Genomic DNA, 25,327 nt, shown 5'->3' on the forward strand with positions numbered 1-25,327 from the left:
CGTAGGCTCAAAACCCGGTCAGGCTTCCACCGTTGCCTCTGCATTGGCACACACAAATTCATAATCGGTAGAGCGCACGTTGCGGGTTTCCAGCCAGTAGCGCCAAGTGGAGCCCGGCCACAGCGCGAAGTTCTTGCCATCGTCCTGTTGGTACCAGCTGGTGCAACCGGAGGTCCAGGTGGTGCCCTGCAAGCGACGCTGCACGTTGGCGTTAAAGGCTTCCTGGGCTTGCGGTTTCACATCCAGATAATCCGCGCCTTCCTCACGCAGCAGCGCCATGCATTGCAGGATGTATTTCACCTGGCACTCGATCATGAACAGAATGGAATTATGACCCAGCCCCGTGTTCGGCCCCACCAGCATGTACAGGTTCGGGTAGCCGCTGACGGTAACGCCGTAATGCGCTTGTGCAGACTTGGCCCAATCCTTGTGCAGTTCATGGCCCGGCAAACCGGTGAGCGGAAAGTCTTTCATATAGATACGCGGATCCACCACAAAGCCGGTGCCGAGAATGATGCAATCCGCTTCATGCTCTACCCCATCATCGGTGACCACACTGTTGGCTTTCACCTCGCGGATACCGGCGGTAACCAGCTCCACATTGTCGCGGTTGAACATGGGAAACCACTTGTTGGAAATCAGCACCCGCTTGCAGCCGAAGGTGTAATCCGGCGTCAGCTTTTTCGCCAGCGCCTTGTCTTTCACCTGCAGACGAATGAACTGCTTGCACAGGGTACCCAGCAGTTGGGCTGCCTTGGGGCTGGAAGCCGGCGCCACCCGGGATTCGTTGCTCCAGTACAGCCGCGCCCGATGTAATTTACGCAGGACCGGGAAGCGTTTGAACAGCCGCTGTTGAATGCCCCAGTAACCACGCTCATCCCTGGGAATCACCCAGGCCGCGCTACGCTGGAACACGGACAACTTCTTCACCTTGGGGGCGATTTCCGGGCAGTACTGAATGGCGCTGCCACCGGTGCCGATGGACACCACCTTCTTGCCCACCAGGTCGTAACCATGGTCCCACTCGGCGGAATGCATCACCTTGCCCTTGAAGCGCTTGAGCCCCTTGATGTTGGGCACATTCGGCACATGCAACGGGCCGGAGGCCAGCACAAAGTGGCGGCAGTCGATGGTCATGCCTGCGGCGGTGCGTATCGTCCAACGCCCGGTGCTCTCATCGAAGTGGGCTTCGTTCACTTCCTGGTTGAACTGGATAAAGGGCCGCAGCTGATACTGCTCCACGGTGTCGAGAATGTAGTTCTCGATTTCGTCCCGGGGCGCATAACGCTTGCTCCAGTCCGCCTTGCCGGCAAACGAAAAGGAATACAGGTGTGACTGCACATCGCAGGCCGCTCCGGGGTAGCCGTTGAAGTACCAGGCGCCCCCGACCTCAGATGCCTTTTCCAGGATCACAAAATCCTCGTTGCCGGCCTCGCGCAACTTGATCGCCATACACAGCCCGCCGAAACCGGCGCCCACGATGGCCACATCCACGGAAATTGTCTTTGCTGAAATCTTCGCTTTACTGGCCATGTCCCTGCCCTCCTCAGGCGGCTTTCAGCCGGTTCACATCAAAGGCCGCCACTTCGTCCATCAGTGCCTCGGCCTGGTCCAGAAATTCCCGGTTGTCGTGCATCCAGGGGTGAAAACCGGGGCGGAAGAAATCGAACCAGTCCGGCAGAGCCCGGCGCAATACGCCCGGTCGACCCACCGTCAGGTTGACCACTTTCCACCAGCCCTTCAGGTTCAGCAGCCCCCCGGACTTCGCCACCATCACCGTGTAGAACGGCACGTACAGGCTCCAGAACAAGGCATTGGCCAGCAGAAAGGCGCCTACACGCAGGCCATAGGCCTTGATGCCTTTGCCCACCACCTGCTCGAAGGCATCGAAGCACACTGCCTTGTGCTCGGTTTCCTCAATGGCATGCCAGCGCCAGATCGCCGAGTAATGTGGGTCCACCCCTTCCATCAATTCGGTATTACGCAGCAGCATGTCGCCCAGCACGGCGGTCAGGTGCTCCAGTGCCACCGTGGCGGCCAGTTGCAAGGAACGCGGCGCCTTCTTCACCAGCTCCAGCAACCGCACCACCACCGCATCCATGGCCTCGATAGGCATCCCTTCCGCCACCAGCGCTTCGTTGTATTCTTCGTGCTCGCGGGTATGGAAGCCTTCCTGGCCGATAAAGGCCGATACCTGTTCCTTCAAATGCGGGTCGGTGATTTCCTGACGATAGTTGCGCACGCTCTGGATAAAGAAGCGCTCCCCCGCCGGGAAGAAAATCGACAGGGTGTTATAGAACTGGGAGATATGCAGCCCGCCCGGATTCCAGCTCAATGCCTTGCCGGCGGGCAGCCCGAATTTGAGATTCCGGCGCACCGGATCAACCTGAATTGTCATTGTCATGCCCCTTGCACAGATCGGATTGATCGGATGCTAGGGCCATGAGGATGACAGGCTCAATGGTTACATTGAGCAATGTTATTGTTTGTTGATATGGGTCAAACTGGGCGAGGCAGAAAATACAGAGAAGGGAACAATGTTTACTTTCCGCAGGAACGCCTACCGCTCCAATGACCAGGCAGAAACCGCTGTTTGAACGGGCCGCCCCTTCTGTCTAGGGCTTTTTTTGCACTATCAGATAAGCATGCAACTCCGGAAACTGATCGAACTCCAGATGCCGGATACGGCACCCCAGACCGGATAGCAATGCCACAAACCCGTTTACCCCCAGCGAGGAGTAATACATTTCCGGCCCCATGAAATCATCCCGGTGATCTCCCGGTTCATCGGTGCCGCCAAACGAGAAGATCAATACCCCGCCCGCTTCCAGGCTGTTCACTAGCCGGGTGATGACATTTTCCTGCTCCGACAGAGGCACATGCCAGATGCTGTCCCACGCTGTGATAAAGGCGAACTCAGCAGGGCTTTCCCACTGGCAAATGTCCTGATGATGGAACGTCACATCCGGGTGGCGATCACGGGCCAGTCGCAGCATCTTCGCTGAAATATCCACACCTTGCGGCGCAAACCCTTCTTCCCGTAGCAAATCAATAAACCGGCCCGTACACCCACACCCCACATCCAGCGCCCGGCCCTTGCGGCGGACAAACTGGAGCGCTCGCTTGTGCGCCTCAATACCATTCTGGCGATTGAATTTTTCACTTTCCCACAGGTGGGTAATGGTGTCGTATTTCTTGCCGGTTTCAGTGGGATTCATAAGCCATCAGCCGTTGGAACGTTGCGAAAAAAATACCCAGCCAAAGAACAACATAAACGCCAGATCGTTGAGCCCATAGATGCTGTAGAACACCCCGGCAAACAGATCCTGCTCATACACCGCACCAAGGCTATGGTTCGCCATCCACAGCCCCCACGCCACCACATATACCAGCTTCTCCACAGCAAACGCCGCCGCCAGCCAACGGAGATTGCCCTGGATAAATGCCGCCCCCAGATAGGCCAGCCCCCAAACCACTATCATCAACAACCCGAAGTTGGACATAACCACCGGATCGGCCTGATTGATGGCGTCATTGGTGAAGGCACGGGAGAAAAGCAGGACGCCGCCGATGTTCATCAAGGCGGCGGCGATAAAACCGTTTCTGATCAGGTTGGTGTTCATTGTCTCTCCAGAGGGTTTGGGGATTATTTTGATTTCATCGGGCTTGACTGGGGAACATAAACTCTTCATTTCTGCGCCAGCTTTGAAATCTACTGTTGGAGAGGCTCTTGAGGCGCGATTGAGCCAAACTATCAAAGCTCTCCGGGTTCGAACAACGCACGGGAAAGACCTGCTCCGTGCCCTTAGGTGAGCAGAAACCGGGCGAAAGTATGATGTGGATATCAACCGGATAATCCGGATACCCCCTTAAGTTGGTGCGTTGCCATTGGATTGTAAAATCAGCTTGCAGCGAGGATATTATTTGATTTTAAATGCATTCTCCAATCTGGGCAGAGCAATGAGGGATTTGACGCATATGGATTTGACCACAAACGCACCGAAAGATACGAAACTCAGCAAAATTGGCAGCATCTATAATGGGCTTGGAGGCGAGGCCCTGATGGCTTTCCTGACTGCGCTTAACCCAGCTCTTGCACCAGCGGCCATGATTGGTGGCTTATTAAACCTTGCATACACTGAGCGCAGCCAATACAAACTGGATTTTTTGCTGGGTTCGATTGAATCGAGGCTCCAGGATGCGCGCGACCGGATTGACCAGATTGATGAAAACCTTGAGGAAGCCCTGGAGTTTGCTGCGCAGGGCGTAAAAACAGCAACAAGTAAAGAGAAAATTGAACGGTTCGCGAAAATAATTTCCGGTCATGTTATTGATGGTTCCTCGTGGGATGAAACAGCGACAGCACTACGAACGCTTACCGGTCTAGAAGACGTTCATATCGAAGTCCTGAGTGCAGCATCACAAATCAGTGATGTAAAGTCTGGCGGCAGAGGCTCCTTCTACATCAATGACCCTAAATCCCATCTGCGGAACACATCTGCAAAAACCTACGATGATGTATTAAGTGGGAGCATCGGCATGGCAGAAAGCAGGGCTGGCAATGATTTCCTTAGTCACCATTACAAAGAAACCGTAAAGCCGGATATTTTAGAGTTCCTTCGTGACCGAAGCGCCACGGAGGTAACACTTTTTTGCAACGAAATGATGGCAAAAGGCCTTTTACATGACAATGATCAAGGGGATTTTTCAGAAGGGCCGGTATTTACACTGACAAGTGCGGCATATTGGTTTTTAGCGAAGATAGAAATAATATCGAGAGAAGAAGTGTAAGAATCAGACTATTTGACTGCCCTCAATAAAGTGAGCACGCGAAATAGGTCTAAATTGGGCGCTCCTGAAGCCAGGGGCGCAAGATCAAGGTCCTGGGGGCAGGTCCCCCATTTCCCAGACAGTGGGATTAATGGGAATTGGGAGACCTGACCCCATTACTCACTGCAATGGGAATTGGGAGACCTGACCCCATTACTCACTGCAGGGTTGATTTGGGATCACATTCGCTTGTTACATTCACGTTTCTACTAATCTGCAACATACTCTTCCATGCAGTTCCAAGCGGTCATATTAATGTCGCCACCAGGCCTGGTTCGTGTTCCTCTCGCACAATTCTTGAAGTTTCGTTCAAGCTCTATGAGGAAAGATGCAGGATTATCTTTATTGAGTTTTTTGACTTCTTGCTTTGAGGATACAATGCTATACAAACCTCCCAGAACAATGCCTGTTCCTGCAATAGCTATTGTTGAAGCAGTAGGAATAGATAGGAGCTTACATAAACCAATTGAGGCTGGAATGCCCATCATACTTGAGCCAAACCATTTTTTTGCTCCGATGAAGTCCGCACTTTTCTTATAGTCTTCTTGAGCTTTTGCTAGATCTTTAGCTTTTTTCTCGATTCTATCAATCGAAATATCCCTGTCGACTGTACCTTTAATCTCTTTCTCTAACCCAGTGATGCAATTCCTGAAGTTTCTTATCTCATCTTGGCGTGACTCTCGGAATGCTAAAATTTTGTCAGCTGGAATTTCAGAGATGTTAACTGGTGTTAATTCGGAAACCAGCATATTGAACAATGCATAAGGATCTTCTAGGCGTTCATTGTCATGCCCTGGTAATTGCAAGAAATCATCTACTGCACCATTTAATGTAAAGTAATTTGTTGCTGTCCATGCCTCAATGCTATTTGTGAACAAGGCCAGATTGTTATTCACAGCAATTTCTTTTGCCATGAAAAGCATAAAGTTCGATGCAACTTCAGCTGGAACATAAAGCCATTCGTTTTCCTCTCTATACCCTAAACCCTTAAATAAATCTCTAACGATTTGATCTGTCTTTTGAGAGTGAAGCAAACTTACATCTTGCTCTTCAAAAGTTAATGCAGCCGCATCCCAATTCTCTAGAGCATCCAAGAAGTCTTCAGATGTTTTGCGTGAGTATCTTGCCGGATCAATGATTTTACCTACGCTTCCTTCTTCAAGAAGTGGCATAAGGTCTATATCATCTTCTGGGATGACATTGTCAGGACATATTCTGTAAATATTGTCATGAATTAATGCCATGGATTTTATCAACTTAGAATTATCTAGGCTTATTTGCGGATAAAATAGTGCATCCTTTTGCACAATATCTCCTTCATGGATATAACGCCGCTAAGCACGCGCGGTTACGGAATGGAGGCGAAGCCGCAATGCAGTAGCTTTCATGGTTATGCATTGCCCAGCATTAGCGAATGTACTGGCAGGAGTACCGGCACTGTAAATTGAATTCTTGATGTATGGGAATTTTCTTTGAATTCGGTCGTGTCGCCATCTACTCCAATACCCATTACCTTGATACCACCTTTGACACCACTATCAGTTGACTCGGAAACTGCGACGGCGATATCAAATGAAACAACCTGAATATCCTCACGCCCAGCCTCTTTTGCACCGCCCCAAACGGGGTTAATCGCACCCGGAATCTCGCCTGCCTTGGCCTTGTGGATAGCATCGTTTACTCCGCCCTGGATATCGACCAAGGTTTGCGATATGAATTCACGAAGTTCCATTTTCTGCTCCTATCAGTGCATAACGCCTGCTCAATAGGCGCGAGCTTGCGAGCGTCCTAATTGACGCATTTGTTAGAGCATTATTCATACTGATGCCATTCTCTATAAACTTTCCAAACTGCTTGATAGTTTGAAGTAGAGTCAGGATGCATTAAACGAGCATAAGACTCTCTTTTTGGATCGCAAATATTTTTGATTTCATTTATATAAGCTTTTCTAAACCGATCTTTGTCAGTTTTTGAATCAAGGTACTTTCCGCATGCATCCTCATATGCGTTTAAAAACCCTTCGATACACGAACGCCAGTTATTTTCTAAGTGATCCAAGTGGCTAAGCTCATGTTCTGCAAGATTTTCTCGCTTCCGTCCAGCTAAAAAATCACTTATTCGAAGGGCAGCTTCTTCGGACCTACTGCGCGTATTGAGAATCTGTTCTCTTAGGGCAGTTTCTCCTTGCCCAATAGCAATACGATTAGCTTCAATTGCATTCAAGTTCGATCTCTTGCTTGCGTTTGAAGACTTGATCGAGAATACAATGGACACAACCATGCTTAAAAGGGCAACAATAGCACTACCTAGCGAGATCCAATCACTGGCGTCCATTAACTACCACCTTTCAAAATATTTTCAATCTCGTCAGCAAGATCGGAAAAATCATCATTACTCGCATTAGTTACGAAGCCTTCTTCGATGATTCGTTTTGGCAGACCTAGTTCTCTATCTATCTGCTCTATAATCCGCTTTCTATCTTGCGGTGTTAATGGCTGATTGCTGCTAGTGTATACGAGATTATCAATATCCCTTTTTATAGCTTTGGCTTCTCTAAGGGTCTCGGACCCTTGAACGTTAGAGCCAGTAATTTTCCTTCCATGTGAGAAACCATCTCTCTTAATGGCTTGCTTGATTCTCTGGGCGTATTCTTTTGCTAGCTCGTTAAATGATGCCATTAATTTTTCCTTAATATTTTATACGGTTACTGTGATCTTACAGCTCTAACGCTGCCAACACGCGCTTGTCGCGTGCTTGGCCTTGTTAATGAAACTAAGCCACCGCAAAGAAAACCCCAATTGCGATGACCGCCAATCCAGCAATGCTTAGGCTATTTCCTAGGATAGTGTTTTCCCTGTTTCGGACGGTAATTCTGTAGCGGGCATTAATAGTTGTTGTAGGGACGTGATTAATCCACTCGCCAAGCCCAACCAATATCGCTCCAGCGGAAAGAAGCTGAACAACCAAATTTGGCGCCATAAGCTCCACTGTTAGGGATAAAACAAGGATTGGAGCAGCCACTGCCAGAACAACCTTGTACCAGTTATCAAGCTTCAATTTTGAAAGCAGACTCTCCGACATTCGCCCCCCATTAACAGGTATTAGGAAGCCCGTTCGAATATCCAATGAACGCGCCGGCTTCATATCACATTTATCAATTTCATATACCGACCGATAAAAGCAGAAATCTCAACGGGTTACAACGGCGCCCTTTTCCAGGCGGTTGTGATATGAGGAAGGCGTCGTTTCCTGATCAAGCGGTGGGGAGCAGTTTGTATACCCGTTTGAGCGAAGTTTTCTGACGAAGGTGGGATTTTGAAAGGTGTTCGCGCCTCGAGAGGCACTCCTACGGTACGCGTCGAGGCGAAGGTAGAGGCAGGGCCGGACGGCCCTGCTCTAGTGGGGTTTAGTCTTTGTTTTTCCAATCCAGACTATAAAGATCATCCCGTCGATCACGCAGGTTGGTCACCGACCCTTCCCGGTGTAGCAGTTTCAGCTTCTCCAGATCCACATCCGCAAACATCAGCATTTCGGTATTGGGGACCGACTCACTGATGATGGCATCGTGGGGGAAATAGAAGTCGCTGGGGGAAAATACCGAGGACTGGGCGTACTGGATGTCCACCGCATCCACCCGCGGCAGGTTGCCCACGGAGCCGGCGATGGCCACGTAGCATTCGTTTTCGATGGCGCGGGCCTGGGCGCAGTGGCGTACGCGCAGGTAGCCGTTTTTGGTGTCGGTCCAGAACGGTACGAAGAGGATATCCATCTTTTCGTCGGCGAGGACGCGGCCCAGTTCGGGGAATTCCACGTCGTAGCAGATGAGGATGCCCACCCGGCCCGCGTCGGTGTCGAACACCTGCAGGCGGTCACCACCCTGGATAACCCAGTCGCGCCGTTCGTGGGGGGTGATGTGGATCTTGTACTGGGATTCCACCGAGCCATCGCGGCGCATCAGGTAGGCCACGTTGTAGACCTTGTCATCTTCAATCACCGGCATGGAGCCGCCGACGATGTTGATGTTGTAGCTCACCGCCATGTCCGCCAACGCATCGCGGACTTCGTCGGTAAAGCTTGCCAGGAAGCGCACTGCTTCCACGGAGTTCAATTCCGGGCGCAGCCCCATGAGCGGCGCGCTGAAGAATTCCGGCAGCACGGCGAAATCCGCGCGGTAATCGGACAGCGCGTCGATAAAGAATTCCACCTGATTGAGCAGGTCCTGCACGTCGCGGGCGGCGCGCATGCGGCGCTGGACTACCCCCACACGCACTACGGTACGGCGCGGCCATTCGGCGTCGTCGTCTTCCGGTTCGTAGAGGATGTTGTCCCATTCCAGCAGGGTGGCGTAGCCGTGGGAGTCTTCGTCTTCCGGCAAATACGCTTTCATCAAACGCTTCACGTCGAAGCCATTGGAAAGCTGGAATGACAAAATAGGATCGTAGATGGCGCGGGCTTCCACCTGCTCGATATATTCGGTCACCGGCATCTGGTCCGCGTAGTTGGTATACCCCGGCAGGCGACCACCCGCCAAAATCGCACGCAGGTTTTCTTCCCGGCACAGCTCTTTACGCGCTTCGTAAAGCCGGCGCCCCAAACGGTAGCCCCGGTATTCCTTATCCACGAACACATCCAGCCCGTACAGCGCATCGCCCTTCTTGTCGTGGGACTGGACCTTGTCGTCGGTGATCAGGTCTTCGTAGCGGTGCGGGTTGGAGAAACGGTCGTATTTCACCTTGATGGTCAGCGCGGTGGCCACCAGCTCGCCGTTGTCCTCGATCACCAGTTGCCCGTCCGGGAAAATGCGGATCAGGGTCTTGATGGTCTCTTCCGGCCAGGCACCGCCGATGTCGTGGTAGACCTGGTTCATGAGAAGCGCCAGCGCGGGGTAATCGTCCTCGGTGAGGGTGCGCAGACGCAGGCGAGTGGTTTCTTCGGCCATAAAAAAACTCCGTTTTTCGCTGCACGCGTCACGCTCAACGCAACAACGCGATACAGGTCTATTCATCTCTTCAATGCCGCAGCCGCGCTTCAATGCTGCCGGTTACGACGATTTTTGCTTTTCCGTAGTGCGTGCCGCGTGCTGCATGCTGCGTCTCTTTCTACGCATTAAGCGGCGGAAAGGGAATCAGCCAGCTCATGTCCCGATTCTGCAACGCATGCATCCCGCTGGGATAGAGCGCCACACCATCCGGGCGAATAAAAAGCACGCCCCCTTCATTCAAGCCAACAAAGCCGGATTGGTGCTCGCGGACAAAACCGCACACCTCGCTCCACTGCGGCTGTAATGAAGGTGGAATGGTTTCGTAACCGATGACACCATTGGCCAGAGGGTCATCAATGGCAACCCGGTCGCGATACAGGCCCACCGCGTCTTCGCCGACCAGCAGTACCATGCCCTGGTGAAAGTGAAGCAGGGTCACGTTACCGCGTGGTGGCAGGCTGAGGTTTTCCTGTTGGTCGATAATGGTGTCCATAGAATCTGAAACCTTACGTAATACGGGCGGATAAATGGCTGAAAACATTGTAATACTTACCGGCGCCGGAATCTCTGCGGAATCCGGTATCAAGACCTTCCGGGCGGCGGACGGGCTGTGGGAAAACCACCGGGTAGAAGATGTGGCCACCCCGGAGGCCTTCCTGCGCAATCCCCTGCTGGTGCAGAACTTCTACAACCAGCGCCGCCAACAGCTACTCACACCGGCCATTCAGCCCAATGCGGCCCACCGGGCACTGGCCAAGTTAGAGAAAGCCTTCCCGGCGGGCAAGGTACTGCTGGTGACCCAGAACATTGACGACCTCCACGAACGCGCCGGCAGCCGCAACCTGATCCACATGCACGGCGAACTGCTCAAGGGCCGCTGCCAGACCAGCGGCGGCCTGGTAGAGCTGGACCACGACCTGACCGTCAACCTGCCCTGCCCGCTCTGCGGCGGCAAAGGCTGCCTGCGCCCTCATGTGGTGTGGTTCGGGGAAATGCCCCTGCAAATGGAAGCCATCTACCGCGCCTTGTCCCAGTGTGACCGCTTTATCAGCATCGGCACCAGCGGCAACGTCTACCCGGCCGCCGGCTTTGTGGAAGAGGCCAACCGCCATGGTGCGCACACCGTGGAACTGAATCTGGAGCCCTCCCAGCGGCTCACCGCCTTTGCCGAACACCAGCATGGGCTGGCCAGCGAACTGGTGCCGGCTTATGTGGAGGAGTTGATTGAAGGACGAAGCTGCTAGCTAAGAGCTTCTAGCTGCGAGGAACACCCGTTTCTTAAATAACCTGTCAGGTATGCGGATTCGGTCGGAACGCGGGCACTGACTATTCGTACCCTAGGACCACCTCGCGCCTGGTAGCTAGCAGCTCGTAGCTAATAGCTGGTTTTTCCTTCATCGCCCCACCCTATGGCACAGACAGGCCCCTTGATATTTCTCTGGCCGCCTGATTCCGCTAGACTGCTGGACCTCTACAAAGGGAGTGTCAGCCAGAGCCCGCCGCGCAAGAACAGGGCACGGGGCCTCCAGCAACTACAGGTAGCAAAGCACATCATGACCGACAAGCAGGTAGACGACCTTAACATTGCCTCGCAGGACGTACTGATTACGCCCAACGCGCTGAAGGAAAAATTGCCCCTCAGCGATAACGCCCGCCAGACTGTGATCAGCGGCCGCGAGACCATCCGTAATATTCTGGACCGCAAGGACCATCGCCTGTTCGTGGTGATTGGCCCCTGCTCTATCCACGATACGGACGCCGCCATGGAATACGCCGCCCGGCTGAAGAAGCTGGCCGACGAGGTGAGCGACACCATCTACCTGGTGCTGCGTGTCTACTTTGAGAAGCCGCGTACCACTGTGGGCTGGAAAGGGCTGATCAACGACCCTTACATGAACGATTCCTTCAAGGTGGAAGACGGCCTGCATATCGCCCGCAAGCTGCTGTTGGATGTGGCCGAGCTAGGCCTGCCCGCCGCCACCGAAGCGTTGGACCCGACCACCCCGCAGTACCTGCAGGACTTGATCGCCTGGAACGCCATTGGCGCGCGTACCACCGAGAGCCAGACACACCGGGAAATGTCTTCCGGCCTGTCCAGCCCGGTGGGCTTCAAGAACGGTACCGATGGCAGCCTGGATGTGGCCGTGAACGCCATGCTCAGCGTAAAGCACCCGCACCGTTTCCTGGGCATCGACCCGGAAGGCCGCGTGGCGCTGACCACCACCAAGGGCAACCAGTACGGTCATGTTGTGTTGCGTGGCGGTGGCGGCAAGCCGAACTACGATTCCGTGTCCGTGGCACTGGCTGAACAGGCGCTGGAGAAAGCCGGTGTCTCCACCAACATCATGGTGGATTGCTCCCACGCCAACTCCAACAAGGACCCGGGCCTGCAGCCGCTGGTGATGGAAAACATCGCCAACCAGATACTGGAAGGGAACGAGTCCATCCTCGGCCTGATGGTGGAATCGCACCTGAAATTCGGCAACCAGAAGATCCCGCCGAATCTGGACGACCTGGAATACGGCGTGTCCATCACCGACGGCTGTATCGCCTGGGACACCACCGAAGAAGCCATTCGCAGCATGGCCGACAAACTACGCGAGGCGCTGCCAAAACGTAATGGCTAAGGCTGCCCCCGCATTGAAAAAGCCCGGCCTTCGCGCCGTAATGCCGTTCACTTAAGCATTGCAGGCAGAGCGGGCCTTTCCGAAAATCCGGTTTCCACTCGCGGGAAGCCGGATTTTTTGTGTCTTTACAGCAGTCTCTTTTCGATATTGATGCCCTTCAGTCCTTACCTCGCTACGCTCGGTTCGCGCCTCGAGAGGCACTCCTACAAGGGAGGATCCATAAAAAAAAGCCCGGCGCGAAGGCCGGGCTTTTTCTGTTGCGTTACTGAGTCAGACTTAGAACAAGCCACCCAGCAGATTTTCGAACAGGTCCGTCAGGGCGTTGCCGGATTCCAGAGAGATGCCCTCGCCGGTTTCCTGATTCGCCAGACAAGCCAGACCCAGAGTCAGCGACAGGTTGCCCTCGTCATTAAAGGCACTCAGTAGCGGACAGCCCGGCAGCAGGCCGATCTGCTCGGAGTTGAGCAGCTCCACGTTGTCCAGGGACTCGATGAAGCATTCGGTCGGATCCACGGTACCGGTTTCAGAGGTTTCCGGGCACACCTGATCGGTGAGTGGATTCGGCTCGGTCAGCGGACCCAACAGCTCTTCCAGGGCGGCAAGACCGGCACCGGCTTCCGTCAGACAGTCAGTGGGCGTAGTGGGACCAATCGCACCAGCAGCGGTTTCCGGACAAAACTGCTCCAGCAACGGGGCCAGCGGGTTGTCGCCACCGCCACCACCGGGCAGACCACCGCCAGCCGCTTCCATGAAGCAGGCCGCCGGGTCGATCGGGCTGTTCGCTGCCGCTTCCGGGCACAGCGCCTCGGTCAGTGGGTTGGACCCCAGCAGCAGCTCTTCCACATTACCGAAGCTGTTACCGGCTTCGGTCAGACAGTCGATCGGGGTGGTCGGGCCAAGATCTGCTTCAGAGGTTGCCGGGCAGAATTGCGCCAGTACCGGCTGCAGTGGATTGCCATCGGCACCCGGCAGGCCACCGCCACCCGGAGCGAAACCACCAGCCGCTTCTTCAAAGCAGGCGGCAGGATCAATCGGGCTGTTAGCAGCCGCTTCCGGGCACAGTTGCTCGGTCAGTGGGTTGGAACCCAGCAGCAAGTCCTGCACGTCGCCGAAGTTACCGCCAGCTTCAGTCAGACAGTCGATGGGTGTGGTCGGGCCCAGGTCAGCCTCGGAGGTTTCCGGGCAGAACTGCGCCAACACAGGCTCTAGCGGATTGCCGTCGGCACCCGGCAGGCCACCGCCACCCGGGGCGAAACCACCAGCCGCTTCTTCGAAGCAGGCCGCAGGATCAATCGGGCTGTTAGCAGCCGCTTCCGGGCACAGTTGCTCGGTCAGCGGGTTGGAGCCCAGCAGCAGGTCTTGCACGTCACCGAAGTTACCACCGGCTTCGGTCAGACAGTCGATCGGCGTGGTCGGACCCAGATCCGCTTCGGAGGTTTCCGGGCAGAATTGCGCCAGTACCGGCTCCAGCGGGTTGCCATCGGCACCCGGCAGGCCACCGCCACCCGGGGCAAAGCCACCGGCTGCTTCAGAGAAACAGGCTGCGGGATCAATCGGGCTGTTGGCAGCCGCTTCCGGGCACAGTTGTTCTGTCAGCGGGTTGGAACCCAGCAGCAGGTCCTGCACGTCCTGGAAGTTACCACCAGCTTCAGCCAGGCAGTCGATCGGGGTGGATGGGCCAAGGTCCGCCATGGCGGTTTCCGGGCAGAACTGTTCAAGGGCCGGAGCGAATGGGTTGCTACCGCCGTCGCCGCCATCACCACCACCTGGAATGCCACCGCCCATCAGGGCTTCAGCAAAACACTGGGGAGGATCAATTCGGCCATCCGCATTATCTTCAGGACAAATCTGCTCGGTCAGCGGATTACTCGCGGTGAGCATATCGTAGATGTCTATATAGGCACGGCTGGCTTCGTTGAGACAGTTGACAGGGGTTTCCGGGCCCAGCTCCTGTTCGCCGGTTTCCGGGCAAAGCTGGGCAAGCAGCTGGTCAGAACCGGGCAGGCCGCCATCGCCGCCGGGCAAATCGCCACCGCCACCAACGGCTTCCGTAAAGCAGGCAGCGGGATCAATCGGGCTATTCGCCGCCGCTTCCGGGCACAGTTGCTCGGTCAGCGGGTTGGAGCCACCGATCATGTCACCGATGTTCTGGAAATTCCCGGCCGCTTCCTGCAGACAGGCTGCCGGGAAGGTGGCAGAACCGTCAAAAGACGTGTCGGTATCGTAAAGGAAATCCTGGTCCAGCATTTCACCGTTGAAAGTCAGCGTGGCATCAAATACCTGCGCCGCTTCCGGGCAGAACTGCTGTACTACCGGATTCAGCGACAGCTCATAGCCGGTATCTTCCTCGGCAGCGTCTTCGCTTTCATCCAGACAGGTTGCGGGATCAATGGAACCGCCCTCCCCTGCATCGCCGGACGCACCGGGACACAAAGCATCGGTCAGTTCGTTCTGATCGTCGATGATTTCTGCGATTTCCGGAGGCAGGGCACGGGCCGCCGGGCCTGAGTCGGCAGGCGCTGAGCTGCTGCCTCCACCGCCACAGGCCGTCAGCAGTGCCGCAAGGGCGCTGCTGCCTACCAGAAGTTTGAATTGATTAGCCAAGATGAACCCCTCCATCGTACTTTGTCGTTATGGCCCCCAGAACAGGAGCTGGTATCAACGACTATGAAAGGGATGTGCAATCTGCTGTAGAGCAAGGAGGTTGGTAGACTGTTAACAAGCGTAGCCAGCGTTACCGATTAGTGTCTGAACAAGGCTCAAGACAACTTTTCGATTACAGTTTCAGCAATCCTTCCGCTGCTAATCACGCCCACTAGCAATATGAGCACGGGCCCGAACGTGCGCGGCATCGTCGCAGTGATTCAACCGGGCATTCACAAAGGCACCTATTTCGCGCAGCGCCATGCCGGCTTCCGGCAACCAGGCCGCCAGGGCATGGAAAACATGGGGCATTTGCTCCCACACTTGCAGGGTGTGCTCCACCCCTGCCCGCTCCGCTTGTTCAGCGACTCGCACCGCATCGCTGTAAAGCAGCTCGGTACTGCCCACCTGAATCAGCAACGGCGGCAACCCGGTGTAATCGGCAAACACAGGAGAGAGTAACGGTGCCGCCGGGTCCTGGCCCCGGCTGTAGGACTTGGCGACAAAGTGCAGTGCACCCAACGGGATCAAGGGGTCCTGTTTCGCGTTGGTGTGAATACTGTCACCACTGCAGGTCAGGTCACCCCAGGGACTGATCAGCACCGCCGCCGCCGGCAATGGCAGATTCAGCTCGCGCAAGCGCAACAAGGTCACCAGGGAAAGGTTGCCGCCGGCGGAATCGCCTGCCAGCACAATGTGCTCCGGGCGGTACCCGGTATCCAGCAATGCCTTGTAGGCACGCACCGCATCTTCAAGTGGCGCCGGGTACGCCCAGTCGGGTGGCTGACGATAATCCAGCGCCAGCACCTTGGCCCGGCATTCACGGCTTAAACGCCAGGTGACGGCCCGGTGGGAACGCGGCGAGCCGAAAAAATAGGCTCCGCCATGAAAGTACAGCACCACCCGATTACTGCGTACATTGCGCCCAGCTATTAACCACTCTCCAGGCACTCCGCCCATGTGGGCCCGGGCGATATGTACTGATGACGGGACCGGTAACGCCAGGGTCACCGTATCAAAACCCAGTTGCGAGAATTTCATGAAACGGCGAGTAAAACGGATACGGCTAATCACCGGTTTCACCGCCCCCTTGATCGCCCGGTTGATCATTTTTCCCTGCCAGCTCAACGCCGGGTAATATTTCTTGTTGTTAACAGCCATGGCTCAGGCCACCCGCCTGCAATGTGGAGAGTTTGAGCCTAAGTGGTCATCATTGTCTGAACAAGACACAATGAGCCCGTCTTTGTTCATCCATGGTTAAGGATTCAGCGCAAATATGGAAACCCTGCGGCAACGCTGGCGCCACATTATCTTTGGTACCGATACCCCAGCCGGGCAGCTGTTCGATGTGCTGCTTATCGGGGCGATCCTGGGAAGCGTGATTGCGGTCATGCTCGACAGTGTGTCCAGCATCCGTGAAGAGTATGGCGTGCTGTTGTACGCGGCGGAGTGGTTTTTCACTCTGCTTTTTACGGTGGAATACGCCATTCGCCTTTGGGTCAGCGACCGACCGCTGCGCTATGCACGCAGCTTTTTCGGGGTGGTGGATTTACTCTCCGTCATCCCGACCTATCTGAGCCTGTTCATCCCCGGTTCCAATTACCTGCTTACCATCCGGGCGCTACGGGTACTGCGCGTGTTCCGGGTCATGAAGCTGGCCAAGTTCATGGGCGAAGCCAACCAGCTTGGCATCGCCCTGGTGCGCACCCGCCGCAAGATCGCGGTGTTCATGTTCTCCGTATTCGTGGTGATTATTATCTTCGGCAGCCTCATGTATGTGGTGGAAGGCCCGGAGAACGGTTTTTCCAGTATTCCGCAAAGTATTTACTGGGCCATCGTGACCATTACCACCGTAGGGTATGGCGACATTTCACCGCAGACGCCGTTCGGCAAGCTGATTGCTTCGCTGGCCATGATTACCGGCTACGCGATTATTGCCGTGCCCACCGGTATCGTCACCGCGGAAATTTCCGCCGCCCGCGTGAGCATGCGCTATGAACGTGAATGCCCGGGATGCCACCGCCATTCCCACGAGCCCGATGCCCGCTTTTGCCTGCAATGCGGTGAGGAATTACCGAAGCTGTCGCTGAAAGGCCCGGATGATTAAAGAAAGCGGCAGAGTTTTAGCTTCTGGCTTGGATCGTCCTGCGGACGATGTCCTCGCTTCGCTCGGTTCGCACCCGGTTCGCACCCTAAACGGTGCTCCTACAGCGGCTTCGTAGAAAAGCAGATGCCGAGTAACTTTTCCGCCTTTCTTTATCGAAGCGAGCGTAGCTCTTAGCTCACCCCTGCCTTTATTAACCGTCTATTAATCCTTTCTCTCGCAACACCTGAATAAACAGATCAGGCTCTGGGCGAACCCGGTAATTGTCTGTCAGGTGCTGATACACCAGCCGGCCTTCGCCATCCACGATAAATACCGTTGGCATAACGGTGTCACTGTCGTAGCCCAGCGCCTCCAGCCCGGCCGGGGTACCACCCGCATCGACAATACCTAAAGCACGCGCCGCCTGATTGTCATCATCGCGCAGGTATTCAAAATCCACCTGAAATTGCTTTGCCAGATCCGCAGATTGGCTGTGGGACTGCGGGCTGATCAACGCCACCCGTACACCCTGATCCTGCAACGACTGATATTGCGCTGCCACTTCACGAATCTGTGCCATACACAACGGGCACCAGTTGCCGCGGAAGAACAGCATCACCATTGGCTGGCCCGCGTAATCCGCCACGGTTACCGGCTTGTCCTCCAGGTTCGTGAAGGTGACGGCCGGCAACGGTTCACCCAGTGCCACATTCGCCTCGCGAGTGCCGTAGCGGCTATACCAGCGGATATAAGCGTGCACCCCGATCAGGTTGAGAAGCGCCAGGCTAACCATCACCACACAGGCCTGCCCGGCCAATGCCAGGCTGATGACCGCCAGCGTCCCCAGCAAGGTGGGCCAAAATACCGTTGGCAGGTTCTCGCTGGTGCGCGCCGGTTTCAATACGAACAGATAACTGAAGAATCCCACCGAGGGGACACAGGTCAGCAGCAATACCGCCCACGGCCAACCGTCACCGGTAAACAGCTGCCAGAGCGCCATGCCGGTGGTGAACACCGCCAGGGAAATAAACGTGGAGATAAACAGTGATTTAAGGCTTTTCATCGTCGTTCCCGTTTCGAATCAGTGGATAAGATGCGAAACGGGCACCCGCGTTACAACCTTAATAACGCGGGCGGAGAAACGGATAATCAGCTGGTGCAGGTTTCCAGCAAACCCCGCAGCTCAGGAATACAGGAGCCACAGTTGGTGCCCGCCTGGCAGCCTTTGCCAATGGCTTCCACGGAATCCGCGCCCTCTTCCACCACAGCCTCGATGGTTTTCTGACGGACCTGGAAGCAGCTGCAAATCACCGGCCCCAGGTCTGGCCCAGCATCCGCCGGTTGCCCGGCCAGGATCGCCAGGTGCTGGATATCCGCATCGTCAGCAAAACAATCTGCCAACCAATCCACATCGCACACCGGCAAGGTTTCACCAATGGCCAGCCAGGCCAGCAAGTGGCCGTCCTTGTCCAGCGCCGCGCGCCGGTAATGCCCGGTGGCGGGATCGTTCAGCGCCAGCCACTGGGCCGCCTGCGGCAACCAGTCGTGGAGCTGTTGTTCGGTTAGGTCCGCATCGCCGGCCAGCCGATAGCGCTGTACCTGGCCCGCCTGCAAAAATGCATCGACGGGAACTCGGGCCCAGTACTCCACGGCGGGTGGGGATGCCGCCGTGAACAACCAGCCATGCCAGCGGGGTTGCCAGTCGCTGACATTGACCGGCGTATGCTTGAACGCCGGCTGGCCGGAATGCGGATCCAGACGTGCCGGCACCAGGGCATCCACCCGGGCGCGGCGAGAAAACTGATCGGTCCAGTGCATGGGCATGAACGCGGTGCCGGGGCGCTGCCCGGTATCGCGGGTGACCCGCACCAACGCATCACCGACACGGCTGGTCAGGCGCACGAAGCCGCCCTCCTGCAGCCGGTAACGCTCTATATCCTGGGGATGCAATGCCGCAAAAGGCTCGCTGAGGTGGGCAAACAGGCGCCCGGCACGGCCGGTGCGCGTCATGGTGTGCCACTGGTCCCGAATCCGCCCGCTATTGAGAATAATCGGGAAGGCATCGCCGATCTGGCGCACGGGCGGATTGTCGCAGCTCACAAAACGGGCCCGGCCACTGGGGGTAGAAAACTGGCCGTCGGCATAGCAGCGAGGGTCGCCGTTAAGCGGCCACTGCTGTGGCTGCCACTGGGCATATTGGTCGGCGCTCAGCTCCGCAGCCCCGGTCAAATCCAGCCGCTTGCCAAATTGGCCGGCCACCGCGGTGAGCGCCGAGTACTCGGCAAAAATGTCGTGCTCATGCTGGTAGGGAAAGGCGTCGGCAAAGCCCATGCGCTGCGCCACTTCGGTAATGATCCACCAGTCTGCTTTCGCTTGCCCCGGGGCAGGCACAAAGGGCCGCTGGCGCGATACGCATCGCTCGGAGTTGGTGACCATGCCGGATTTCTCGCCCCAGCCCAGCGCCGGCAAGCGAATATCCGCGCAGGCGAGCGTGTCACCGCTGGCTACGCAGTCGGACACCACCACGGTGTCGCAGGCCATCAGTGCCTGGCGGACCTTGTCCGCTTCCGGGAGGGAGTCCACCGGGTTGGTGGCCATGATCCACACGGCTTTCACCTCGCCGCTGGAAACCGCCTCGAACAGCTCAACCGCTGTAAGACCATTTTTCGAGGCCAACGCCGGCGCCTGCCAGAAGTCCGCCACGGCGGCGTGGTGCGCCGGGTTGTCGATATCCAGATGCACCGCCAGCTGATTGGCCAGCCCCCCCACTTCCCGGCCGCCCATGGCGTTGGGTTGCCCGGTGATGGAAAACGGGCTGGCACCAGGCTTGCCGACACGGCCGGTGGCCAGGTGGGCATTGATAATGGCATTGCCCTGGTCAGACCCATTGCGGGCCTGGTTCACGCCCTGGGAAAACACGGTAACCGTGCGCTCGCAGGCGGCGAACCAGTGGTAAAACGTGGTCAGGTCCACCTTGCTCACGCCCATCTTTGCGGCCAGTGCCTCCCAATCGTTGCCCTGGCTGCGGGCGGTTTCCAGGGTCGCCTGAAAGCCTTCGGTGTGGGCGTCGATGTAGGCCTGGTCCAGCGCCTGGTTGTCATCCAGCCAGGTGAGCAGGCCATTGAACAGCGGCACGTCCTGCCCCGGGCGAATAGCCAGGTGCAGGTCGGCCAGATCGCAAGTGGCAGTACGGCGCGGGTCGATGACCACCACTTTCATGTCCGGGCGCGCCTGTTTGGCCGCCACGATGCGCTGGTACACGATGGGATGTGCCCAGGCGGTATTGGACCCGGTGAGGATAACCAGATCCGCCAGCTCCAGGTCTTCGTAGCAACCGGGCACCACGTCTTCCCCGAACGCCCGCTTGTGGGCAACCACAGCGCTGCTCATGCACAGGCGCGAATTGGTATCGATATTGGCGCTGCCGATGTAGCCCTTCATCAGCTTGTTGGCCACGTAATAATCTTCTGTCAGCAGCTGGCCGGAAACGTAGAACGCCACGGCATCCGGGCCGTGTTCGTCGACGATGCGGCGGAACCGCCCTGCCACTTCATCCAGCGCCTGATCCCAGGACACCACCTCGCCATCCACTTCCGGATTCAGCAGGCGATCCTGATCACCCAGGGTTTCCAGTACCGATGAACCTTTGACGCAGAGCCGCCCGGCATTGGCCGGGTGCTGCGTGTCCCCTTTCAGGGTGACGCCGTCGGTGCGGATACCACAACCCACGCCGCAGTACGGGCACGTTGTGCAGATGGCTGTACCGGCGTTCGTTGCCACCGCTTTTTGAGCTCTCGCTTCAGCATTCACGCAGCGATTTCCTCCGAATTCTGATCACTGTCGCCGGGGCGTTTGCAGAAAGCCTCGCCCAGCAACAGGGTTTCACGCAGCGCGCTGATATCGGTGTTTTCCTTCCACAGTTTTTCGAAAAACGGGGCGTCAGACACATCGCCGTACAGCACCATGCCGACCACACGGTTATCCCGAATCTGCACACGCCGGTAGCTGCCGGGCAGATTCAGCTGCAGGGTTTCCCCCTGCTCTGTTCCTTTATCCCGGTCACCGAGAAAATCGCCACAGGACACCAGATCGATACCGGAAATTTTCAACCGTGTGGCGGAATCCGCATACAGATAACGGCGGTGTCCCAGTTCTGCCAGGTGGCTGGCACAGACCGCCGCTTGCTCATACAGCGGCGCCACCAGGCCAAAGGTGCGCTCGCGGTGCTCCACACACTCACCAATGGCATAGATGGCCGGATCAAAGGTCTGCAGGGTGTCGTCCACCCGCACCCCCTGATTCACGGTCAGCCCGGCACTGGCGGCCAGCTCGGCACGGGGCACAATGCCCACCGCCTGCACCACATAATCCGCTGGCAACCGCTGGCCGTCGGCAAGATGCACCGCAGCCACACGGCCTCGGCCGCCTTCTTCCCGGCTTTCTTCCAAGCAAGTGCCTTCGATGGACTGGGTGCGCGCCTGCATCACAAACTTGAGCCCACGGGCTTCCAGATCCTGTTGCAGGCGATGCCCTGCGCTTTCGTCCAGCTGCTGGTTGAGCAAGTGTCCGCGGCTGTGGACCAGAGTCACATCGTGCCCCTGCTTCACCAGCGCATCCGCCGCTTCCAGCCCCAAAAAGCCGCCGCCCACGACCACCACCCGGGCGGCCGAAAGCGACAACAACCGGCGCACGTCGTAGAGATCCCGAAAACTGACAACACCATCCAGGGTGACGCCTTCCACCGGCAACTGGCGCGGCGCGGCCCCCGTGGCCAGCAACAACCGGTCGTAATCCAGCCGATGCCCGGCGGCGGTTTCCACCTGCCGCCGGCGGCGATGAATGGCCACCACCGGGGTGCCGGTAATCAAGCGAATATTGCGATCGCGATACCACTGGTGGGGGTGCGTGGTAATGGTTTTCTCATCAGTGCCACCGCCCAACAGCGGCGACAACATGACGCGGTTGTAACCGGCGAAGGGCTCATCCCCCACCACCGTGATCTGATACAGATCCGGTGCCAGGCGGGTCAGCTCTTCCAGCAGGCGGCAAGCCGCCATGCCATTACCCACTACAACCAGTCGCTTCATTCGCACGTCGCCCTGTGGAGTTGTTTCAGGCCGGGGTGGCCAGTTCGATCACGTCACCCTGCACCCGCACCGGGTACACGGTCAGCTTGACGCTGTCGTCTTCGATGCATTGCCCGGTTTCCAGGTCGAAGTGCTGTTTGTAGAGCGGTGAGGCTACAACGCGCTTGTCACCCAATGAGCCCAATAGCCCCCGGCTGAGCACGTTGGCGTGGCTAAACGGGTCCATGTTGTCCAACGCATAGAAATTGCCATCACGGGTGCGGAACAGTGCTGCCTGCCCGGAGGGCAGACGCACGCCCACTCCAGTGCCCGGCAATACGTCGTCAACGCTGCAGATTGCTTTCCATTCCACGGTCACTGCGCTGTTCATGGCTTACGCCTCCTCGACCAGTTCGATGCGTTCATGCTCATAGGCGGGACGGCGCTGGCCGCGCTCACGCACGTAGGCCAGGTTGTCATCCGCTTCGGCGGTCTCATTGATGAAGTGGTTAAAGCGTTTCACCGCTTCCGGATCCTCGATGGTGGACTTCCACTCACACTGATACGTCTCGATCACGTGCTGCATCTGCGCTTCAAGTTCGTCGCCCATGCCCAGCGAATCGTTCAGGATCACGTCTTTCAGGTAATCCAGCCCGCCTTCCAGGTTTTCCAGCCAGACGCTGGTGCGCTGCAAGCGGTCCGCCGTTTTGATGTAGAACATCAGGAAACGGTCGATGGTCTTGATCAGCTGCTCATCGGTGAGATCCGAAGCGAACAGATCCGCGTGGCGCGGACGCATGCCGCCGTTACCACACACATACAGGTTCCAGCCTTTCTCGGTGGCGATCACGCCCACGTCCTTGCTTTGCGCTTCCGCGCACTCGCGGGTACAACCACTCACTGCCATCTTGATCTTGTGTGGGCTGCGCAAGCCCTTGTAGCGATCCTCTACCTGAATGGCGGTGCCCACGGAGTCTTTCACCCCGTAGCGACACCAGGTGGAGCCCACACAGGATTTCACCGTACGCAGGGATTTACCGTAGGCGTGCCCGGTTTCAAAACCGGCATCCACCAGGATTTTCCAGATTTCCGGCAACTGCTCGACACGGGCACCAAACAAATCCACCCGCTGGCCGCCGGTGATCTTGGTATAAAGATCGTATTGCTTGGCCACTTCCCCCAGCACGATCAGTTTGTCCGGGGTGATTTCACCCCCCGCCACGCGCGGCACGATGGAATAGGTGCCGTCGCGCTGCATGTTGCCCAGGAAATAATCGTTGGTGTCCTGCAGCCCGGCATGGGGTTTGTTGAGTACCCAGTCGTTCCAGCAGGACGCCAGCACGTTGGCCACGGTCGGCTTACAGATGTCACAGCCGTCACCGCTACCGTGTTTTTCCAGCAGCTCGTCAAAGGTGGTGATCTGCCCGACGCGTACCAGGTGGTAGATTTCCTGGCGGGAATACGTGAAGTGTTCGCAAATGTGGTTGTTCACTTCCACACCACGTTTTTCCAGCTCGCTGTCCAGCACCTGCTTCACCAGCGCAGAACAACCGCCACAGGTAGCCGATGCCTTGGTGCAGGCTTTCAGGTCACCCACGGTCTGGGCGCCACCGTCGATGGCGGCACACAAATCGCCTTTGGAGACGTTATTACAGGAACAGATCTGCGCCGTGTCAGGCAGCGCATCGGCGCCCAGCAGCGGCGCACCATCTGACATGGGCGCCACCAGCGCAGACGGATCACCGGGCAGGTCCATTTCGTTGAGGCAAAGCTGCAACAGGTTGCCGTAATCCGCGGCATCGCCCACCAGCACCGCGCCCAGCAGTTTCTTGCCGCACTCACTGATTACCGCCTTCTTGTAGATACCGGCGGTCTGGTCCATGAACACGGTGCTGCGACAACCGGGGGTGTTGCCGTGGGCATCACCAATGGACGCCACATCCACGCCCATCAGTTTCAGCTTGGTGCTCATGTCCGCACCGGCAAACTGCTGTTCGGCCTTGCCCATCAGGTGTTCAGCGGCCACCTCCGCCATCTGGTACCCCGGCGCCACCAGGCCAAAGATGCGACCTTCCCACAGCGCCACTTCACCAATGGCATAGATATCTTCGTCGGAGGTAACGCAGTGATTGTTGACCACGATGCCGCCGCGTTCGCCAATGGCCAGCTCGCAGGCCCGGCCCAGTTCGTCCTGGGGACGAATGCCCGCGGAGAAAACGATCACATCCGTTTCCAGATGTTTGTCGTCACCGAAATTCATGCGGTGAGTGCAGTGTTCACCATCCACGATATCCTGGGTACCGGTGCTGGTGTGCACGGTGACGCCCAGTTCCTGAATCTTGTCTTTCAGCAGGCCGCCGCCAAAGTCATCCACCTGCACGGCCATCAGGCGCGGGGCGAATTCCACCACATGGGTCTCCAGGCCCAGATCGTGAAGCGCCTTGGCCGCTTCCAGGCCCAGCAGGCCGCCGCCGACAACCGTGCCCACCTTGCCGGTTTTACTGGCGGCAATCATGGCATCCAGGTCGTCGATGGTGCGGTACACAAAACAGTTATCGCGATCGTTACCGGGGATCGGCGGCACAAACGGATAGGAACCGGTGGCCAGAACCACCTTGTCATAAGGCAGGGTCTCACCGGTGTTGGTGGTGACTGTTTTAGCCGCCCGATCAATCGCGTCCACCTTGGTATTCAGTTTCAGCGTAATCTCGTGCTCTTCAAAAAAACCTTCCGGCACCAGCGACAGGTCGTCGGCGGTCTTGCCGGAAAAGTAACTGGTCAGCCCTACGCGGTCATAGGCCGGCAGCGGCTCGGCACACAGTACCGTAATATCAAAGTGCTCCCGGCCACCCTGGGCCACCAGAGACTCCAGATAACGTTGTCCGACCATCCCGTGGCCGATCAAAAGAAGTTGTTGCTTTGCCATAAGGCTCACCCTCGCGGTGCGTAACTGACACCCACCACTCAGCAATCCCTATGCCAACTTGGTAAGCCAATGTTTTTAATGAACTTATTTCATTTTTCGGATAATAAATGCAGAAACCCTGCTTTCTTTTAATGCGCTCGTGCACGAGAAAAATGCATTTTTTCGTGC

22 protein-coding genes are annotated in these 25,327 nt (G+C 56.8%); 4 read left to right on the plus strand and 18 right to left on the minus strand.

What is annotated here, in order from left to right; genetic code table 11:
• Nucleotides 1-18: 18 nt before the first annotated feature.
• The 4 genes from COA55_RS01425 to COA55_RS01440 all read right to left on the minus strand — a co-directional run bounded on the left by COA55_RS01425 (nt 19) and on the right by COA55_RS01440 (nt 3,623).
• A complete protein-coding gene (locus COA55_RS01425; protein ID WP_290500254.1) occupies nt 19-1,533 on the minus strand; it encodes an NAD(P)/FAD-dependent oxidoreductase in 1,515 nt (504 codons plus the stop codon).
• Nucleotides 1,534-1,546: 13 nt separating this feature from the next.
• Nucleotides 1,547-2,398 (minus strand): metal-dependent hydrolase, encoded by an 852-nt coding sequence (locus tag COA55_RS01430; protein WP_290500256.1) that lies wholly within the window; start codon nt 2,396-2,398, stop codon nt 1,547-1,549.
• Between the two features lie 217 nt (nt 2,399-2,615).
• The gene (locus tag COA55_RS01435; RefSeq protein WP_290500257.1) at nt 2,616-3,218 is read right to left on the minus strand and encodes a class I SAM-dependent methyltransferase; all 603 of its coding nucleotides are present in this window, start codon (nt 3,216-3,218) and stop codon (nt 2,616-2,618) included.
• A gap of 6 nt (nt 3,219-3,224) precedes the next feature.
• Nucleotides 3,225-3,623 carry a hypothetical protein gene (locus COA55_RS01440; protein WP_290500259.1) on the minus strand — a complete coding sequence of 133 codons (399 nt, stop codon included), beginning with the start codon at nt 3,621-3,623 and terminating at the stop codon, nt 3,225-3,227.
• A gap of 301 nt (nt 3,624-3,924) precedes the next feature.
• On the opposite strand from COA55_RS01440, the gene COA55_RS01445 reads away from it, so the two are divergent.
• Nucleotides 3,925-4,791: a hypothetical protein gene (locus tag COA55_RS01445; protein ID WP_290500261.1), complete on the plus strand. Its 867-nt coding sequence runs from the start codon at nt 3,925-3,927 to the stop codon at nt 4,789-4,791.
• A gap of 248 nt (nt 4,792-5,039) precedes the next feature.
• On the opposite strand, the gene COA55_RS01450 is transcribed toward COA55_RS01445, so the two are convergent.
• The 7 genes from COA55_RS01450 to COA55_RS01480 form a co-directional block, all read right to left on the minus strand.
• Nucleotides 5,040-6,137: a DUF6236 family protein gene (locus COA55_RS01450; RefSeq protein WP_290500263.1), complete on the minus strand. Its 1,098-nt coding sequence runs from the start codon at nt 6,135-6,137 to the stop codon at nt 5,040-5,042.
• Nucleotides 6,138-6,220: 83 nt separating this feature from the next.
• Nucleotides 6,221-6,562, minus strand: a complete 342-nt coding sequence (locus tag COA55_RS01455; protein WP_290500265.1) for a hypothetical protein — start codon at nt 6,560-6,562, stop codon at nt 6,221-6,223.
• 80 nt (nt 6,563-6,642) lie between these two features.
• Complete coding sequence (locus COA55_RS01460) at nt 6,643-7,053, minus strand: hypothetical protein (protein ID WP_290500266.1); 411 nt, start codon at nt 7,051-7,053, stop codon at nt 6,643-6,645.
• Between the two features lie 110 nt (nt 7,054-7,163).
• Complete coding sequence (locus COA55_RS01465) at nt 7,164-7,508, minus strand: hypothetical protein (protein WP_290500267.1); 345 nt, start codon at nt 7,506-7,508, stop codon at nt 7,164-7,166.
• A gap of 94 nt (nt 7,509-7,602) precedes the next feature.
• Nucleotides 7,603-7,911 (minus strand): hypothetical protein, encoded by a 309-nt coding sequence (locus tag COA55_RS01470; RefSeq protein WP_290500269.1) that lies wholly within the window; start codon nt 7,909-7,911, stop codon nt 7,603-7,605.
• 325 nt (nt 7,912-8,236) lie between these two features.
• Nucleotides 8,237-9,769 carry a bifunctional GNAT family N-acetyltransferase/carbon-nitrogen hydrolase family protein gene (locus tag COA55_RS01475; protein WP_290500270.1) on the minus strand — a complete coding sequence of 511 codons (1,533 nt, stop codon included), beginning with the start codon at nt 9,767-9,769 and terminating at the stop codon, nt 8,237-8,239.
• A gap of 160 nt (nt 9,770-9,929) precedes the next feature.
• Nucleotides 9,930-10,304, minus strand: a complete 375-nt coding sequence (locus COA55_RS01480) for a hypothetical protein (RefSeq protein ID WP_290500272.1) — start codon at nt 10,302-10,304, stop codon at nt 9,930-9,932.
• Nucleotides 10,305-10,338: 34 nt separating this feature from the next.
• On the opposite strand from COA55_RS01480, the gene cobB reads away from it, so the two are divergent.
• Entirely contained in the window at nt 10,339-11,055 is a 717-nt protein-coding gene (cobB, locus tag COA55_RS01485) for a Sir2 family NAD+-dependent deacetylase (protein ID WP_290500274.1), read from the plus strand.
• A 309-nt stretch (nt 11,056-11,364) separates the two neighbouring features.
• Complete coding sequence (locus COA55_RS01490) at nt 11,365-12,438, plus strand: 3-deoxy-7-phosphoheptulonate synthase (protein WP_290500276.1); 1,074 nt, start codon at nt 11,365-11,367, stop codon at nt 12,436-12,438.
• Between the two features lie 276 nt (nt 12,439-12,714).
• Here COA55_RS01490 and COA55_RS01495 read toward each other — a convergent pair whose 3' ends face one another.
• Both COA55_RS01495 and COA55_RS01500 read right to left on the minus strand, forming a co-directional pair.
• Nucleotides 12,715-15,042 carry a hypothetical protein gene (locus COA55_RS01495; protein ID WP_290500278.1) on the minus strand — a complete coding sequence of 776 codons (2,328 nt, stop codon included), beginning with the start codon at nt 15,040-15,042 and terminating at the stop codon, nt 12,715-12,717.
• Between the two features lie 198 nt (nt 15,043-15,240).
• Nucleotides 15,241-16,242: an alpha/beta hydrolase gene (locus tag COA55_RS01500; RefSeq protein ID WP_063521277.1), complete on the minus strand. Its 1,002-nt coding sequence runs from the start codon at nt 16,240-16,242 to the stop codon at nt 15,241-15,243.
• A gap of 115 nt (nt 16,243-16,357) precedes the next feature.
• Here COA55_RS01500 and COA55_RS01505 point away from each other — a divergent pair, with 115 nt between their 5' ends.
• Entirely contained in the window at nt 16,358-17,188 is an 831-nt protein-coding gene (locus tag COA55_RS01505) for an ion transporter (protein ID WP_063521278.1), read from the plus strand.
• Between the two features lie 190 nt (nt 17,189-17,378).
• On the opposite strand, the gene COA55_RS01510 is transcribed toward COA55_RS01505, so the two are convergent.
• The 5 genes from COA55_RS01510 to nirB all read right to left on the minus strand — a co-directional run bounded on the left by COA55_RS01510 (nt 17,379) and on the right by nirB (nt 25,159).
• Nucleotides 17,379-18,230 carry a peroxiredoxin family protein gene (locus COA55_RS01510; RefSeq protein ID WP_290500281.1) on the minus strand — a complete coding sequence of 284 codons (852 nt, stop codon included), beginning with the start codon at nt 18,228-18,230 and terminating at the stop codon, nt 17,379-17,381.
• Between the two features lie 86 nt (nt 18,231-18,316).
• Complete coding sequence (locus COA55_RS01515) at nt 18,317-20,977, minus strand: nitrate reductase (RefSeq protein WP_290500283.1); 2,661 nt, start codon at nt 20,975-20,977, stop codon at nt 18,317-18,319.
• Nucleotides 20,974-22,254, minus strand: a complete 1,281-nt coding sequence (locus tag COA55_RS01520) for an FAD-dependent oxidoreductase (RefSeq protein WP_290500284.1) — start codon at nt 22,252-22,254, stop codon at nt 20,974-20,976. The genes COA55_RS01515 and COA55_RS01520 overlap by 4 nt, the downstream gene beginning before the upstream one ends.
• Before the next feature lie 25 nt (nt 22,255-22,279).
• Nucleotides 22,280-22,624 carry a nitrite reductase small subunit NirD gene (nirD, locus tag COA55_RS01525; RefSeq protein ID WP_063519742.1) on the minus strand — a complete coding sequence of 115 codons (345 nt, stop codon included), beginning with the start codon at nt 22,622-22,624 and terminating at the stop codon, nt 22,280-22,282.
• A 3-nt stretch (nt 22,625-22,627) separates the two neighbouring features.
• Nucleotides 22,628-25,159: a nitrite reductase large subunit NirB gene (gene nirB / locus COA55_RS01530; RefSeq protein WP_290500285.1), complete on the minus strand. Its 2,532-nt coding sequence runs from the start codon at nt 25,157-25,159 to the stop codon at nt 22,628-22,630.
• Nucleotides 25,160-25,327: the final 168 nt, after the last annotated feature.

Origin of the sequence: Alcanivorax sp., from assembly GCF_002733835.1 — a bacterium.
In the GTDB taxonomy this organism is placed as follows: Bacteria; Pseudomonadota; Gammaproteobacteria; order Pseudomonadales; family Alcanivoracaceae; genus Alcanivorax.